The sequence below is a fragment of the Streptomyces sp. JJ66 genome (genome assembly GCF_019303495.1).
Taxonomy (GTDB): domain Bacteria; phylum Actinomycetota; class Actinomycetes; order Streptomycetales; family Streptomycetaceae; genus Streptomyces.
In genome coordinates this window covers 1-13,108 of the sequence record NZ_JAEVFI010000008.1, presented here as the reverse complement: position 1 = coordinate 13,108, position 13,108 = coordinate 1, and the positions used below count along the sequence as shown (strand labels likewise).

Here is a 13,108-nt window from a genome sequence, read left to right as displayed (position 1 = left end):
AGGGGTGATGGCTTACAGCCGTATCACCACGTCCTCCAGCGGCTTGCGGTGGAGGTGGGGGACGCGGGCTTCGGGTGCGGGGTAGCCGACGGGGACGACGTAGGCGGCGCGCTCCTCGGGTGGGCGCTCGCATACCTCGTTGAGGAAGCGCATCGGGCTCGGGGTGTGGGTCAGCGTCGCCAGCCCCGCCTGGTGAAGGGTCGCCAGCAGCAGGCCGACGGCGATGCCGACGGATTCCTTGGTGTAGTAGGGGCGCGGCGTGTGCGGCCCCTTGTGCACCTCGAAGACGACGATGACGGCCGGTGCCGTCTCCAGGAACGGCTTGCGCCAGTCTGTGCCGAGCGGGGCCAGGGCTTCCAGCCATTCCGCCGAGGCGCGGCGGTCGTAGAACTCGCGTTCCTCGGCCTCGGCCGCCTCCCGCAGGCGCCGCTTGCGCTCGGGGTCGGTGATGACGACGAAGCGCCACGGCTGCACGTGGGCCCCGCTGGGCGCGGTGGCGGCCGTGCGCACCGCCCAGTCGAGTACGCCGTCGGGCAGGGGCCGGGTGTCGAAGTCGCGGACGGTGCGGCGGCGGGCCATGACGTCGTGGAAGGCACGGGCCCGGTCGGCGGCCTCCTCGGCGGGGACGGTCAGGGGCGTCAGCGGCACGGTGGGGTAGGGCCGGGGACGTTCGTTGGTCTGCACCATGCCCGCAGCACAGCACACCGCGCGCCCGCCGTAAACGGCACCGCCGGAAAATCCGTTGCCGACTCCACCTCCGCCCCATAGCGTGGTCGTTGGTTCTGTTGCCGCCGATCGGAGAAGGCCGTTGCTCCTCTGAGGTCCGAAGACACCGTGTGCTGATGCGGCGCGTTCCCGCGCCGTGCCACGCGTGCGACCTCACCGAGCGAGCCCGCCTCCCGCCGCGCCCCTTCCCGCGCTGCCCGGGTGTCACCCGGTGTCTTCCTACGTTGCTCACCCTTTCGCTTTCGCAGCACGCAGGAGACGCGTATGAGTACCTCTTCGCATTCGAACTTTTCCGGCTCTGCCCCTCGCGACGCGGCTGTTCCCTCCGTGACCGGCACGGACCTGGCCTTCGCCTGGCCGGACGGCACCGCCGTCTTCGACGGGCTCACCTTCGCGCTCAAAGGCGGCCGCACCGGCCTGATCGGGCGCAACGGCACGGGCAAGTCCACGCTGTTGAAGCTGATCGCGGGCGAACTGACGCCGGAGAGCGGCACCGTGCGGGCGTGCGGCGATGTCGGCTACCTGCCGCAGGACGTCACCCTCGACACCGGTCTGCGGGTCGATCAGGTGCTGGGCATCGCCGAGGCCCGCGCCGGGCTGCACGCCATCGAGACGGGCGATCCGGGCGAGGAGCACTTCGCGGCCGTCGGCGACGACTGGGACGTCGAGGAGCGCGCCCGCGCCACCCTTGACGGGCTGGGCCTGGCCCACATCGGCCTGGACCGCACCATCGGCGAGGTCTCCGGTGGCGAGTGTGTCCTGCTGCGGCTGGCCGCGCTGCTGCTGCGCCGCCCTCAGGTGCTACTGCTGGACGAGCCGACGAACAGCCTGGACCTGAGCGCGCGGCACCGGCTGTACGCGGCGGTGGATGCCTGGCACGGCGTGCTGGTCGTCGTCAGCCACGACCGGGAGCTGCTGGAACGCGTGGACCAGATCGCCGACCTGTACGAGGGCGGGCTGCGGCTGTACGGCGGCAACCTGTCCGCCTACCAGGAGGCGCTGGCCACCGAGCAGGCCGCGGCCGAGCGCATGGTGCGGGTGGCGGAGGCCGACGTGCAGCGGCAGAAGCGTGAGCTGTCCGAGGCCCGCGCCAAGCTGGCCGCGCGCAAGCGGTACGGCAACAAGATGTACGCCAACAAGCGGGAGCCGAAGGTCGTGATGAACGCGCGCAAGCGCACCGCGCAGGAGTCGGCGGGCAAGCACCGCATCCTGCACGAGCAGCGGCTGGACGCGGCCCGGGAGCAGCTGTCCCAGGCGGCCGAGCAGGTCCGCGACGACGAACGCATCCGAGTGGACCTGCCGTTCACGAAGGTGCCCCCCGCGCGGCAGGTGCTGACCGTGCGGGACGCGGTGCTGCGCTGTGGCGCCCGGGCCACGTTCGACGTGTACGGCCCCGAGCGCGTCGCCCTCGTCGGCGCCAACGGCGCGGGCAAGTCCACGCTGCTGCGCACCATCGCCGGGCAACTGGCCCCCGCTGAGGGCAGCGTGCAGGCGCACGTCCCGCTGCGGATGCTGCCACAGCGGCTGGACTTGCTGGACGCCTCGCGCTCCATCGTGGCCAACGTGGCCCGGTTCGCCCCCGGAGCCGGCGAGAACCGCATCCGCGCGCAGCTCGCCCGGTTCCTGTTCCGGCAGGGGCGGGCGGACCAGCTCGTGGGCACGCTCTCCGGCGGTGAGCTGTTCCGCGCGACACTGGCCGCGCTGATGCTGGCCGAACCGGCGCCGCAACTGCTGCTGCTGGACGAGCCGACGAACAGCCTGGACCTGGCCTCCGTCGCACAGCTCACCGCCGCGCTGGAGTCCTACGAGGGGGCGCTGATCGTCGCCGGGCACGACGTGCCGTTCCTGCGCACGCTGGGCATCACCCGCTGGCTGCGGCTGGACGGTGAGCTGAGCGAGGTGCCGCCGGTGGAGCCAGCCGCGCCGCCGGGGACGCCGGGGTCAGCGCGCTGAGCGCAGGCTCAGCGCGTTCAGGGCCGCCCACGCGGCGGCGAACGCGGCTGCCTTGGCCCGGGCCGGGCGGTCGGCGAGCAGGGTGCCGAAGAGCAGGGCGTCTGTGGCGTCGGCGGCGATGCGGCACCCGGTCGCTACCCGCCGCGCCCGGGCGCCGTCCGCCATCAGCATCGCGGCGCCGATGGCCGTGTCGCGCAGGCCGATCGCCCGGATCAGCAGCGCCGACTCCCGCGAGGGCTCCCCGTCGGCGTCGGTGCGCAGGCGGCAGGGCCGGGCCAGCCAGGCGGGTTTGACGGTGATCGCCACGCTGTAGAGCACGGTGGCGGCACCCAGGACGCGGTTGAGGTCGGCCTGCACGGGTCACCTTCCCAGGGTCGGGGACCTCTCGGGTACCCGGGTCCCGGGGAAATATCGCCTCGCGTCCGCGTACCGTGCACTTTTCGCCTTCCTGAGGGTTACCTGAGAGTAATCGTGGCTGTTTGGATTGCGGCACCGCTGCCCCGTGTGAAGGAGATTCCCGTGCCGCAGTATCCCGTGCGTCACGCCGTCCGCCGCTTCGCGGTCGCCGCCGCCGTCCTCGCCGCCACAGCCGCCGGCGGAGCCGCCCCGGCCACCGCCGCCGCGCCCGCCGCACCCGCCATGTCGCAGGCGGAGCCGCCCGCCGCGTCCGCCGCCACCGAGCGCCTGTCGGTGCTCACCTACAACGTCTTCCTGTTCAGCAAGGCGCTGTACCCCAACTGGGGGCAGGACCACCGGGCGGCGCGGATACCGCGCGCGGACTTCTTCGGCGGCCACGACGTCGTCGTCCTCCAGGAAGCGTTCGACAACTCCTCCTCCGAGGCGCTGCTGTCCGGCGCCTCGGCGCAGTACCCGCACCGCACGCCGGTGCTCGGCCGCTCCCGCGACGGCTGGGACGCCACGGGCGGCTCCTACTCGGCGACGACGCCGGAGGACGGCGGGGTGAGCGTGCTCAGCACATGGCCGATCCTGCGCCAGGAGCAGTACGTCTACGCCGAGGGCTGCGGCGCGGACTGGTGGTCCAACAAGGGCTTCGTGTACGTCGTGCTGGACGTGGCCGGGGAGCGGGTGCACGTGGTGGGCACTCACGCCCAGTCCACCGACTCCGGCTGCGCGGCGGGGGAGGCGACGCGCGTGCGCGCCTCCCAGTTCCGGGAGCTGGACGCCTTCCTGGACGGCAAGGACATCCCGGCCGCCGAACAGGTCATCGTCGCGGGCGACTTCAACGTCGACAGTCACAGCGCGGAGTACGCGGCGATGCTGGCCGACGCGGACCTGGTGGACGCCGACGGACGCTCCGGGCCAGCCCACTCCTTCGACCCGGTACGCAACTCGATCGCGGCCTACCGCTACCCCGGTACGGCCCGCGAGCACCTGGACCACGTCCTGCACCGCGCGGGCCACGCCCGTCCCGCCGACTGGCACAACGAGACGGTAGACGAGCGCTCCGCCCCGTGGACGGTCAGGAGCTGGGGCCGCTCGTACACGTACACCAACCTCTCCGACCACTACCCGGTGGTGGGCCGGTAGGGACGCCCCTGCCCCACTCCCCTCCCCCGGCCCCGGCCAGCTACACCTCAACACGGGACAGACACGGGCCTCCAGGGCGCCTTCACCGGACGCCGGGAGGGGCCGGGGAACTTCACACCACTGGTGTGACACCAATAGTGTTGCGCCATGATGACCGTCGATGAGCTGGCCGCCCGGGCCGGGGTCACCGTGCGCACCATCCGCTTCTACAGCACCCGGGGCCTGCTGCCGCCGCCTCAGATCGGGCCGCGCCGGGTCGGACGGTACGGGGACGAGCACCTGTCCCGGCTGGCGCTCATCGAGGAGCTGCAGAGCCAGGGCATGACGCTGGCGGCGATCGAGCGCTACGTGCAGCGGCTGCCGGAAGAGCTGAGCGCGCACGATCTGGCCATCCACCGCGCGCTGGTGGCCTCCTGGATGCCGGACACCGTGGACGAGGTGACCCGCGAGCAGCTGGAGCGGCGCTGCGGACGGGCGCTGGCGGAGGCGGACGTGGACCGGCTGGCGGCGATGAGTGTGCTGGAGCGCACCGGCGACGCCGACCGCTTCCTCGTCGATCCCGGCCTGCTGCGTCTGGGGGTGCGGCTGCTGGACGTGCCGATCGCGCAGGAGTCCATCGAGGCGGCCCGCCGCGTGGTGCTCGGCCACGCCCGTGAGGTGGCCCGGGAGCTGAGCCAGCTGTTCCGCGACGAGGTGTGGGAGCCCTACCGCGATACCGGTCCCGACCCTGACCAGGTGGAGGCGATGAAGTCGCTGTCCGCGCACATGCAGCCGCTGGTGGTGCAGGCGCTGCTCACCGCGTTCCAGCGCTCGCTCAGGGACGAGCTGCGGGACGCGTTCCCAGGGGAGCGCGCCCCGCGGCTTACGTCCGGCGAGCGCGGCTGAACGGGCGGACTCAGCTGATCCGGGCGCTCAGCGCGCGTCAGTGAAGCGTTCGCCGCGCTCGGCCTTCTCCAGCAGCAGCGCGGGCGGCGTGAAGCGGTCGCCGTACCGCTTGGCCAGTTCGCGGGCGCGGGCGACGAACCCGGGCAGGCCGCCGGGGTAGCCGTTGATGTACTGGAGGCAGCCGCCCGTCCACGGCGGGAAGCCGATGCCCATGAGGGAGCCGATGTTGGCGTCCGCGACGGTGGTGAGGATGCCCTCTTCCAGGCAGCGCACGGTGTCCAGCGCCTCGGCGAAGAGCATGCGCTCTTGCAGGTCGGCGAACGGCACCTTTGGTGTGCCGCCCCCGGAGCCGGCCATGGTGCCGAAGTGCTCGCGCAGGCCCGGCCACAGGCGGGTGCGCTTGCCGTTCTCGTCGTAGTCGTAGAAGCCCGCCCCGCCGCTGCGGCCCGGCCGCCCGAACTCGTCCACCATGCGGTCGATGATCTTCTCGGCCGGGTGCTCGGGCCACCGGGCCCCCTCGGCCAGCAGGGCGGCCCGCGTCTCGTTGCGGATCTTGCGCGGCAGCGTGAGTGTCAGCTCGTCCATCAGCGCCAGCACCTTGGCCGGGTACCCGGCCTGGGCCGCCGCCTGCTCCACGGAGGCGGGCGGGACGCCCTCGCCGACCATGGCCACGCCCTCGTGGAGGAACTGGCCGATGACGCGGGAGGTGAAGAAGCCCCGGGCGTCGTTCACGACGATGGGCGTCTTGTTGATCTGCCGCACCAGGTCAAAGGCGCGGGCCAGCGCCTCGTCGCCGGTCTGCTCGCCGCGCACGATCTCCACGAGCGGCATCTTGTCCACGGGCGAGAAGAAGTGCAGGCCGACGAAGTCGCTCGGGCGCTCGACGCCTTCGGCGAGCCCGGTGATGGGCAGCGTGGAGGTGTTCGAGCACAGCAGGGCGTCCGGCTCGACGAGGTGCTCGATCTCCTGGAACACCCTGTGCTTGAGCGCGGTGTCCTCGAAGACGGCCTCGATGACGGCGTCACAGCCCGCGACGTCGGCCGGGTCGGCGGTGGGCGTGATCCGCGCGAGCAGCGCCGCGCGCTTTTCCGGGGTGGTCTTGCCGCGCGCGAGCGCCTTGTCCAGCAGGCCAGCGGAGTAGTCCTTGCCCTTGTGGGCGGCCTGCGGCGACACGTCTTTGAGGACGACCTCGATGCCCGCCCTGGCGCAGGAGTAGGCGATGCCCGCGCCCATCATCCCGGCCCCGAGCACCGCCACCTTGCGCACCCGGCGCTCGGGGACGCCGCTGGGGCGGCTGGCCCCGGCGTTGACGGCCTGCAGGTCGAAGAAGAACGCCTGGATCATGTTCTTCGACAGCGGTCCGGTGGCCAGTTCGGTGAAGTAGCGGCCCTCGATGCGCTCGGCGGTCGCGAAGTCGACCTGCGCGCCCTCCACGGCCGCCGCGAGGATGTTGCGCTGCGCCGGGTAGGGCGCGCCGCCCGTCTGCTTCTTGAGGTGGGCCGGGAACGCCGGGAGGTTCGCGGCGAGCTCGGGGTGTGCGGGGGTGCCGCCGGGCATCGTGTAGCCGTCGGTGTCCCATGGCTGGGCGGCCTCGGGCTGGGCGTCGATGAACGCGCGGGCGCGGGTGAGGAGTTCACCGGCGTCCGGGACGACCTCGTGCACCAGGCCCTTGTCCTTCGCGGCGGCCGGGACGTACTGCTGGCCCTGGAGGAGGACGTTCAGCAGCGCGTCGGTGATGCCCAGCAGCCGCACGGTGCGCACGACGCCGCCTCCGCCGGGCAGCAGGCCGAGCGTGGACTCGGGCAGGCCGATGCGGCTGCCGGGCACGTCGAGCGCGACGCGGTGGTGGCAGGCGAGCGCGATCTCCAGGCCCCCGCCGAGCGCGGTGCCGTTGATGGCGGCGACGACCGGGCGGCCCAGGGTCTCGATGCGGCGCAGGTCGCGCTTGATGCGCATGCCCTGGGCGTAGACCTCCTCGGCGTGGTCCGGGGTGGCCTGGATGAGCAGGCGCAGGTCGCCGCCGGCGAAGAAGGTCTTCTTGGCGGAGGTGATGATGACGCCGCGGATCTCCTCGCGCTGGGCCTCCAGCCGGTCGGCGACGGCGGTGAGGGAGGCGGCGAACGCCTCGTTCATGGTGTTGGCGGACTGGTCCGGGTCGTCCAGGGTGAGGGTGACGACGCCGTCGGCGTCGCGGTCCCAGTGGATCGTGGTGGGCTCGGGCATGGCGTGCTGTCTCCTGGCAGGTGTGGGCGGGGCGGGCGAAGGGCGCTCCCGCGTGCGGTGCTCGCCGGGTGGGGTCCTCGCCGGGCGGGCCCCGTCGCGTGAGCGCGTGGGCGTCAGTGCCTCACAGGCGTTCGATGACGGTGGCGATGCCCATGCCGCCGCCGACGCACAGGGTGGCCAGCCCGTACCGCTGCTCGCGCCGCTGGAGCTCGTCGATGAGGGTGCCGAGGATCATCGCGCCGGTCGCGCCCAGCGGGTGCCCCAGGGCGATGGCGCCGCCGTTGACGTTGACCTTGTCCAGGCTCAGGCCCAGGTCGCGCACGAACCGCAGGACGACGGCGGCGAACGCCTCGTTGATCTCCACCAGGTCGATGTCGTCGATGGTCAGCCCGGCTTTGGCGAGCGCCTTGCGGGAAGCGGGCGCGGGGCCGGTGAGCATGATCGTCGGGTCGGCGCCGGAAACGGCGGCGGAAACGATGCGGGCCCGGGGGGTGAGCCCGTAGCGGCGTCCGGTCTCCGCGTTGCCGATGGCCACCAGGGCGGCGCCGTCCACGATGCCGGAGGAGTTGCCCGCGTGGTGGACGTGGTCGATCTTCTCCACCCAGTGGTACTTCTGCAGCGCGACGGCGTCGAAGCCGCCCATCTCCCCGATCGCCGCGAAGGACGGCCTCAGCCCCGCCAGCGAGTCGGCGGTAGTGCCCGGGCGCAGGTGCTCGTCGTGGTCGAGCACGGTGAGCCCGGCGCGGTCGCGGACGGGGACCACGGAGCGGGCGAAGCGCTCGTCCTTCCACGCCTGCGCGGCGCGCTCCTGGGAGAGGGCCGCGTACTCGTCCACCTCGCGCCGGGTGAAGCCCTCGATGGTGGCGATGAGGTCGGCGCCGATGCCCTGCGGGACGAAGCCGGTCTCGAAGCTGGTCATCGGGTCCATGGCCCAGGCGCCGCCGTCGCTGCCGAGCGGCACGCGGGACATCGACTCCACGCCACCGGCGAGGATCAGGTCCTCCCAGCCGGAGCGGACTTTGGCGGCGGCCAGGTTGACGGCTTCCAGACCGGAGGCGCAGAAGCGGTTCTCCTGTACTCCGGCCACGGTGTCGGGCAGCCCGGCGGCGATCGCGGCGATCTTGGCGATGTCGGAGCCCTGGTCGCTGTGCGGGCTGACGACGCCGAGCACGACGTCGTCGATCGCGGCCGGGTCCAGGCCGGGGAAGCGGGAGCGCAGTTCGTGGATGAGGCCGACGACGAGGTCGATGGGCTTGGTGCCGTGCAGGGATCCGTTCGCCTTGCCGCGCCCACGCGGGGTGCGGATGGCGTCGTAGACGTACGCTTCGGTGCTCACGGGTGCGGCCTTTCGGCTGGAGGCTTGCGAGGGGCTGCGGGAAGAGCGCGGGGTGCTCGGGGGTCAGGCCAGCAGCGAGCGGCCGATGATCTCCTTCATGATCTCGGTCGTGCCGCCGTAGATGGTCTGGATGCGGCCATCGGTGTAGGCGCGGGCGACGGGGTACTCGTTCATGTAGCCGTAGCCTCCGTGCAGTTGCAGACAGCGGTCGGTGACGCGCTTTTGCAGCTCGGTGGACCACCACTTGGCCATCGACGCGTGCACCGCGTCCAGTTTCCCCGCCGCGTGCTCGGTGATGCAGCGGTCCAGGAAGGCACGGGTGACGGCGCACTCGGTGGCCATCTCGGCGATCTCGAAGCGGATGTGCTGGAACGTGGCGATCGGCCGTCCGAACGCCTCGCGCTCCTTGACGTAGGCGGTTGTCGTCTCCAGCAGGTGCTCGGCGACGGTGATGGCGGCCACCGCGATGGCCATGCGCTCCTGCGCCAGGTGCGTCATCAGGTGCCCGAACGCGCCGTTCAGCTCGCCGAGCAGGTTCTCCTTGGGCACCCGCACGTCGTGGAAGAACAGTTCGGCGGTGTCCTGGGACTTCTGGCCGATCTTGTCCAGGTTGCGGCCGCGCTCGAAGCCGTCCATGCCGCGCTCGACGACGAGCAGGCTCAGCCCGTGAGCGCCGCCCTCCGGGCTGGTCCTGGCCACGACGAGGACGAGGTCGGCGAGGATGCCGTTGGAGATGAAGGTCTTGGAACCACTGAGGACCCAGTGGTCGCCGTGGTCCTGGGCGGTGGTCCGGATGCCCTGGAGGTCGGAACCCGCGCCCGGCTCGGTCATGGCGATGGCCGTGATCAGCTCGCCGGAGCAGAAGCCGGGCAGCCAGCGCTGCTTTTGCTCCTCGGTGGCGAGTGAGAGCAGATAGGGGCCGATGATGTCGTTGTGCAGCCCGATGGCGAACCCGGGGGCGCCCGCGCGGGCGAACTCCTCGGCCAGCACGGCGCTGTAGCGGAAGTCGGGCTCGCCCCCGCCGCCGTACTCCTGCGGGACGGCCAGGCCCAGCAGACCCTGCCGTCCGGCGGCCCGCCACACCTCGCGGCTGACGATGCCCGCGCGCTCCCACTGCTCGTAGTGCGGCGTGACCTCCTTGGCCAGGAACGTCCTGACCGTTCCCCGGAACGCCTCGTGGTCCTCGGTGTAGATCTCGCGCTGCATGCTGCTCCTGCGGCTGTGGCGGCCCGGCGGGCGGCGGGAAAGGTGCTGCTCGGTGCGTGCTGGTGCGGTGCTTCGTTCGTATGGCGGGGTCGTGGTGTGCGGTTCGGTGCGGCGTGCTCAGTGCGGGGCATCGGCGGGGGTGGTGAGGGCGCCGTCCGGGAGGTCCCAGTCGCGGGTGACGGACGCCGCGTCGGCGCCGGGCCGGACGGGGACGGTGCGGATGGCTCCGGGTGTGACGGAGAAGCGGGGTGCGGGCGCGGGCTGGGTGATCCCGGCGTGCTCCACGAAGGTGCCGCGCGCGGCGAGGTGCGGGTGCCCCGGGGCTTCATGCAGGGAGAGCACGGGGGCGACGCAGGCGTCGGAGCCGTCGAAGACGGCGGTCCACTCCTGCCGGGTGCGGGTGCGGAAGCGTTCGGCGACGGCGGCGCGCAGCGCGGGCCAGCGGCGGACGTCGGTGCGGTCAGCGGTGGCCGGGTCCAGCCCCAGGAGCCGGACGAACTCCGCGTAGAAGCGCTCTTCGAGGGCGCCGACGGCCATGTGCTTGCCGTCGGACGTCTCGTAGACGCCGTAGAACGGGCTGCCGCCGTCCAGCAGGTTGACGCCGCGCGCGTCCTGCCAGGCCCCGGCGGCCAGCATGCCGTGCAGCATCGCCGTCAGGTGGCTGGTGCCGTCCACGATGGCGGCGTCCACCACCTGACCCGTGCCCCGGGCCCGCGCGTGGTGGAGCGCGGCCAGCACGCCGACGACGAGGTAGAGGGAACCGCCCGCGTAGTCCCCCAGCAGGTTGGCCGGGGGGCAGGGCGGGCCGTCGGCCGGGCCGGTGAGGCCGAGCGCGCCGGTGAGGGCGATGTAGCCGATGTCGTGCCCGGCGTGCGGGGCGAGCGGCCCGTCCTGGCCCCAGCCGGTCATCCGCCCGTAGACGAGGGCCGGATTGCGCTCCAGGCACGGGGCGGGGCCGACGCCGAGCCGTTCGGCGACGCCGGGACGATAGCCCTCGATCAGGATGTCCGCCCGTGCCACCAGGTCGAGCACGGTGGCCGCGCCGGTCGCCGACTTCAAGTCCACCAGGACGGAGCGCTTGTTACGGCCGGTGACGTCCATGGCCGGGTCGATGCCCAGCCCCGCGCCGCCGGGCCGGTCGACGCGCACGACGTCGGCGCCCAGGTCGCCCAGCGTCATCGCCGCGAACGGGCCCGGACCGATCCCGGCCAGCTCCACCACGCGCACGCCCGCGAGCGGGCCGTGGCCCTGCCCGGGCGCTGTCGCCGCTGTCATCAGGCCCCCAGTCGTGTGACACAACTGATGTAACACCGGTGATGCTAAGAACGTGTTCCCGTTTGCACAAGCCCTTCCGCCCCCCGGATTACCGACGGGTACACCGCACCCTGGCCCCTCGGCCCCCCGGTCTCCGCGCTCACCCGTCCAGCTGGGCGGCCAAGCGCTTGGGTGCGACCGCCCGGTAACTGTCCTCCACCCAGTCGCGCAGCAGGTCGGCCCCGGGCGCGCCGCGCGGCTCCAGCGGCACCGTCACCCAGCCGGAGCGGCCCAGCCCGTACCCGGTCGGCTCGGCCCCGGGGCAGCTGAGCGCGTGCTCGTGCGCCTCGGGATCAGCCAGCTTGAAAGTGACGGTGGGCGGGTAACTGCCGTCGGAGACACCGAGGAAGACGAACACCTTCTTGCCCACCTTCACCACGCTCTCACCCCACGGGAAGTCCTCCCACGCACCCGGCAGGGTGAGGGCGAACGCACGCACCGCTTCCCGCACCACCAGTGGATCATCCGCTTTCTTGGCCATACGGTCACCGTAGGCGCGGCCACCGACATCCGCCCGCCGCGCCGTCCGAGCGCGCGCCTCAGCCAAGCCCCGAACCACCCAAGGCCCTGACCAACCCGGCGAAGGAGCCCACGTTGCCCGCCACCCCCGCCCACGACCTCGTCCTGTTCGGCGCCACCGGCTTCACCGGCCGCCTCACCGCCCGCTACCTCGCCGAACACGCGCCGCCCGGGTGCCGGTGGGCGCTGGCCGGGCGCAACCCGGAGAAGCTGGCCGCCGTCCGCGCCGAACTGGCCGCCCTGCGCCCGGACCGCGCCGAGCTGACCGACCTGCCGCTGCTTCCGGCCGATGCCGACGACCCCGCCTCCCTGCGCCGCCTGGCCGCTGACACCTCCGTGGTGCTGACCACCGTGGGCCCCTACATCCGCTACGGCGAACCGCTGGTGGCCGCCTGCGCCGAAACGGGCACCGACTACGTGGACCTGTGCGGCGAACCGGAGTTCGTCGACACCATGTACCTGCGGCACCACGCCACGGCCGAGCGCACCGGCGCCCGCCTCGTGCACGCCTGCGGCTTCGACTCCGTGCCCCACGACCTCGGCGTGCTCTACACCGTGGAGCACCTGCCCGAGGGCGTGCCGCTGCGCGTGGACGGCTATGTGCGCACTAACGCCTCCTTCTCCGGCGGGACGCTCGCCTCCGCGCTGGAGGCGTTCTCGCGCGGCCGCCAGACGCTGGCCGCCGCCCGGGAGCGGCGCCGCGCCGAGCCGCGTTTGGCCGGACGCCGCGTCTGGGTGCCCACCGGCGGCGTGCGCCGGGCGCCGCTGCTGGACGCCTGGGCGGTGCCGCTGCCGACCATCGACGCGCAGATCGTGGGCCGTTCGGCCGCCGCTCTGGAGCGCTACGGACCCGACTTCCGCTACCGGCACGCGGCGGCGGTGCGGCAGCTGCCGGTCGCCCTCGGCGGCATCGCGGGGATCGCCGGGGTCCTGGCGCTCGCCCAGGTGCCCGCCGCCCGCCGCGCCCTGTCCGCGCGGCTGGCTCCGGGCGAGGGGCCGAGCGAGGAACGCCGGGCCCGCAGCACGTTCTCCGTCCGCTTCCTCGGGGAGGGCGGCGGCCAGCGCGTCGCCACCGAGGTGAGCGGCGGCGATCCCGGCTACGACGAAACGGCGAAGATGCTGGCCGAGTCCGCGCTGTGCCTGGCCTTCGACGACCTGCCTCAGACCTCCGGCCAGCTGACGACAGCCGTGGCGATGGGCCGCCCGCTGATCGACCGGCTGGTCGCGGCGGGCCTCACGTTCCGGGTGACGCACCACGGCGTGTGAGACGTGGGCGGGCGTCACGCCGCAGCGACGTTTCCCCTTCCTTGACGCACCCGCCCGGCCGGTGGCGCTAAAGGTTGTCTCGTAACTGTTGTGGCTGGTGCGCGTTGGGCTGACTGTGCAGGTGCTGAGTGC

General features: G+C 72.8%; 11 protein-coding genes. 4 read left to right on the top strand and 7 right to left on the bottom strand.

Translation table 11 applies throughout. From position 1 onward, the window contains the following. Positions 1 to 12: 12 nt before the first annotated feature. Complete coding sequence (locus JJV70_RS07565) at positions 13 to 687, bottom strand: nitroreductase family protein (protein WP_219046987.1); 675 nt, start codon at positions 685 to 687, stop codon at positions 13 to 15. A 303-nt stretch (positions 688 to 990) separates the two neighbouring features. On the opposite strand from JJV70_RS07565, the gene JJV70_RS07560 reads away from it, so the two are divergent. Continuing rightward, entirely contained in the window at positions 991 to 2,679 is a 1,689-nt protein-coding gene (locus JJV70_RS07560; protein ID WP_219046986.1) for an ABC-F family ATP-binding cassette domain-containing protein, read from the top strand. Here the strand turns inward: JJV70_RS07560 and JJV70_RS07555 are convergent. After that, positions 2,668 to 3,036, bottom strand: coding sequence for a hypothetical protein (locus JJV70_RS07555; RefSeq protein WP_308294730.1), 369 nt, complete (start codon positions 3,034 to 3,036; stop codon positions 2,668 to 2,670). The genes JJV70_RS07560 and JJV70_RS07555 overlap by 12 nt on opposite strands. A gap of 162 nt (positions 3,037 to 3,198) precedes the next feature. On the opposite strand from JJV70_RS07555, the gene sph reads away from it, so the two are divergent. Both sph and JJV70_RS07545 read left to right on the top strand, forming a co-directional pair. After that, positions 3,199 to 4,227, top strand: coding sequence for a sphingomyelin phosphodiesterase (gene sph / locus JJV70_RS07550; protein ID WP_308294729.1), 1,029 nt, complete (start codon positions 3,199 to 3,201; stop codon positions 4,225 to 4,227). Between the two features lie 147 nt (positions 4,228 to 4,374). Continuing rightward, on the top strand, positions 4,375 to 5,112 hold the full coding sequence (locus JJV70_RS07545) for a MerR family transcriptional regulator (RefSeq protein WP_219046985.1): 738 nt from the start codon (positions 4,375 to 4,377) through the stop codon (positions 5,110 to 5,112). Positions 5,113 to 5,139: 27 nt separating this feature from the next. Here the strand turns inward: JJV70_RS07545 and JJV70_RS07540 are convergent, their stop codons facing one another. From JJV70_RS07540 to JJV70_RS07520, 5 genes are all read right to left on the bottom strand, one after another. Beyond that, positions 5,140 to 7,335 carry a 3-hydroxyacyl-CoA dehydrogenase NAD-binding domain-containing protein gene (locus JJV70_RS07540; RefSeq protein WP_219046984.1) on the bottom strand — a complete coding sequence of 732 codons (2,196 nt, stop codon included), beginning with the start codon at positions 7,333 to 7,335 and terminating at the stop codon, positions 5,140 to 5,142. A 121-nt stretch (positions 7,336 to 7,456) separates the two neighbouring features. Next, positions 7,457 to 8,671, bottom strand: a complete 1,215-nt coding sequence (locus JJV70_RS07535; RefSeq protein WP_219046983.1) for an acetyl-CoA C-acetyltransferase — start codon at positions 8,669 to 8,671, stop codon at positions 7,457 to 7,459. 63 nt (positions 8,672 to 8,734) lie between these two features. Beyond that, positions 8,735 to 9,877, bottom strand: a complete 1,143-nt coding sequence (locus tag JJV70_RS07530; protein WP_219046982.1) for an acyl-CoA dehydrogenase family protein — start codon at positions 9,875 to 9,877, stop codon at positions 8,735 to 8,737. A gap of 117 nt (positions 9,878 to 9,994) precedes the next feature. After that, a complete protein-coding gene (locus tag JJV70_RS07525) occupies positions 9,995 to 11,152 on the bottom strand; it encodes a CaiB/BaiF CoA-transferase family protein (RefSeq protein ID WP_219046981.1) in 1,158 nt (385 codons plus the stop codon). A gap of 139 nt (positions 11,153 to 11,291) precedes the next feature. After that, on the bottom strand, positions 11,292 to 11,672 hold the full coding sequence (locus tag JJV70_RS07520; protein WP_219046980.1) for an MmcQ/YjbR family DNA-binding protein: 381 nt from the start codon (positions 11,670 to 11,672) through the stop codon (positions 11,292 to 11,294). A gap of 113 nt (positions 11,673 to 11,785) precedes the next feature. Here JJV70_RS07520 and JJV70_RS07515 point away from each other — a divergent pair, with 113 nt between their 5' ends. Further along, a complete protein-coding gene (locus tag JJV70_RS07515; RefSeq protein WP_219046979.1) occupies positions 11,786 to 12,976 on the top strand; it encodes a trans-acting enoyl reductase family protein in 1,191 nt (396 codons plus the stop codon). The last annotated feature ends 132 nt before the right edge of the window (positions 12,977 to 13,108 follow it).

What these genes read in the sequence shown, in the direction of transcription:
- JJV70_RS07565 (WP_219046987.1), bottom strand. Translation starts at nt 687, where the DNA reads ATGGTGCAGACCAACGAACGTCCCCGGCCCTACCCCACCGTGCCGCTG.
- JJV70_RS07560 (WP_219046986.1), top strand. Translation starts at nt 991, where the DNA reads ATGAGTACCTCTTCGCATTCGAACTTTTCCGGCTCTGCCCCTCGCGAC.
- JJV70_RS07545 (WP_219046985.1), top strand. Translation starts at nt 4,375, where the DNA reads ATGATGACCGTCGATGAGCTGGCCGCCCGGGCCGGGGTCACCGTGCGC.
- JJV70_RS07540 (WP_219046984.1), bottom strand. Translation starts at nt 7,335, where the DNA reads ATGCCCGAGCCCACCACGATCCACTGGGACCGCGACGCCGACGGCGTC.
- JJV70_RS07530 (WP_219046982.1), bottom strand. Translation starts at nt 9,877, where the DNA reads ATGCAGCGCGAGATCTACACCGAGGACCACGAGGCGTTCCGGGGAACG.
- JJV70_RS07525 (WP_219046981.1), bottom strand. Translation starts at nt 11,152, where the DNA reads ATGACAGCGGCGACAGCGCCCGGGCAGGGCCACGGCCCGCTCGCGGGC.
- JJV70_RS07520 (WP_219046980.1), bottom strand. Translation starts at nt 11,672, where the DNA reads ATGGCCAAGAAAGCGGATGATCCACTGGTGGTGCGGGAAGCGGTGCGT.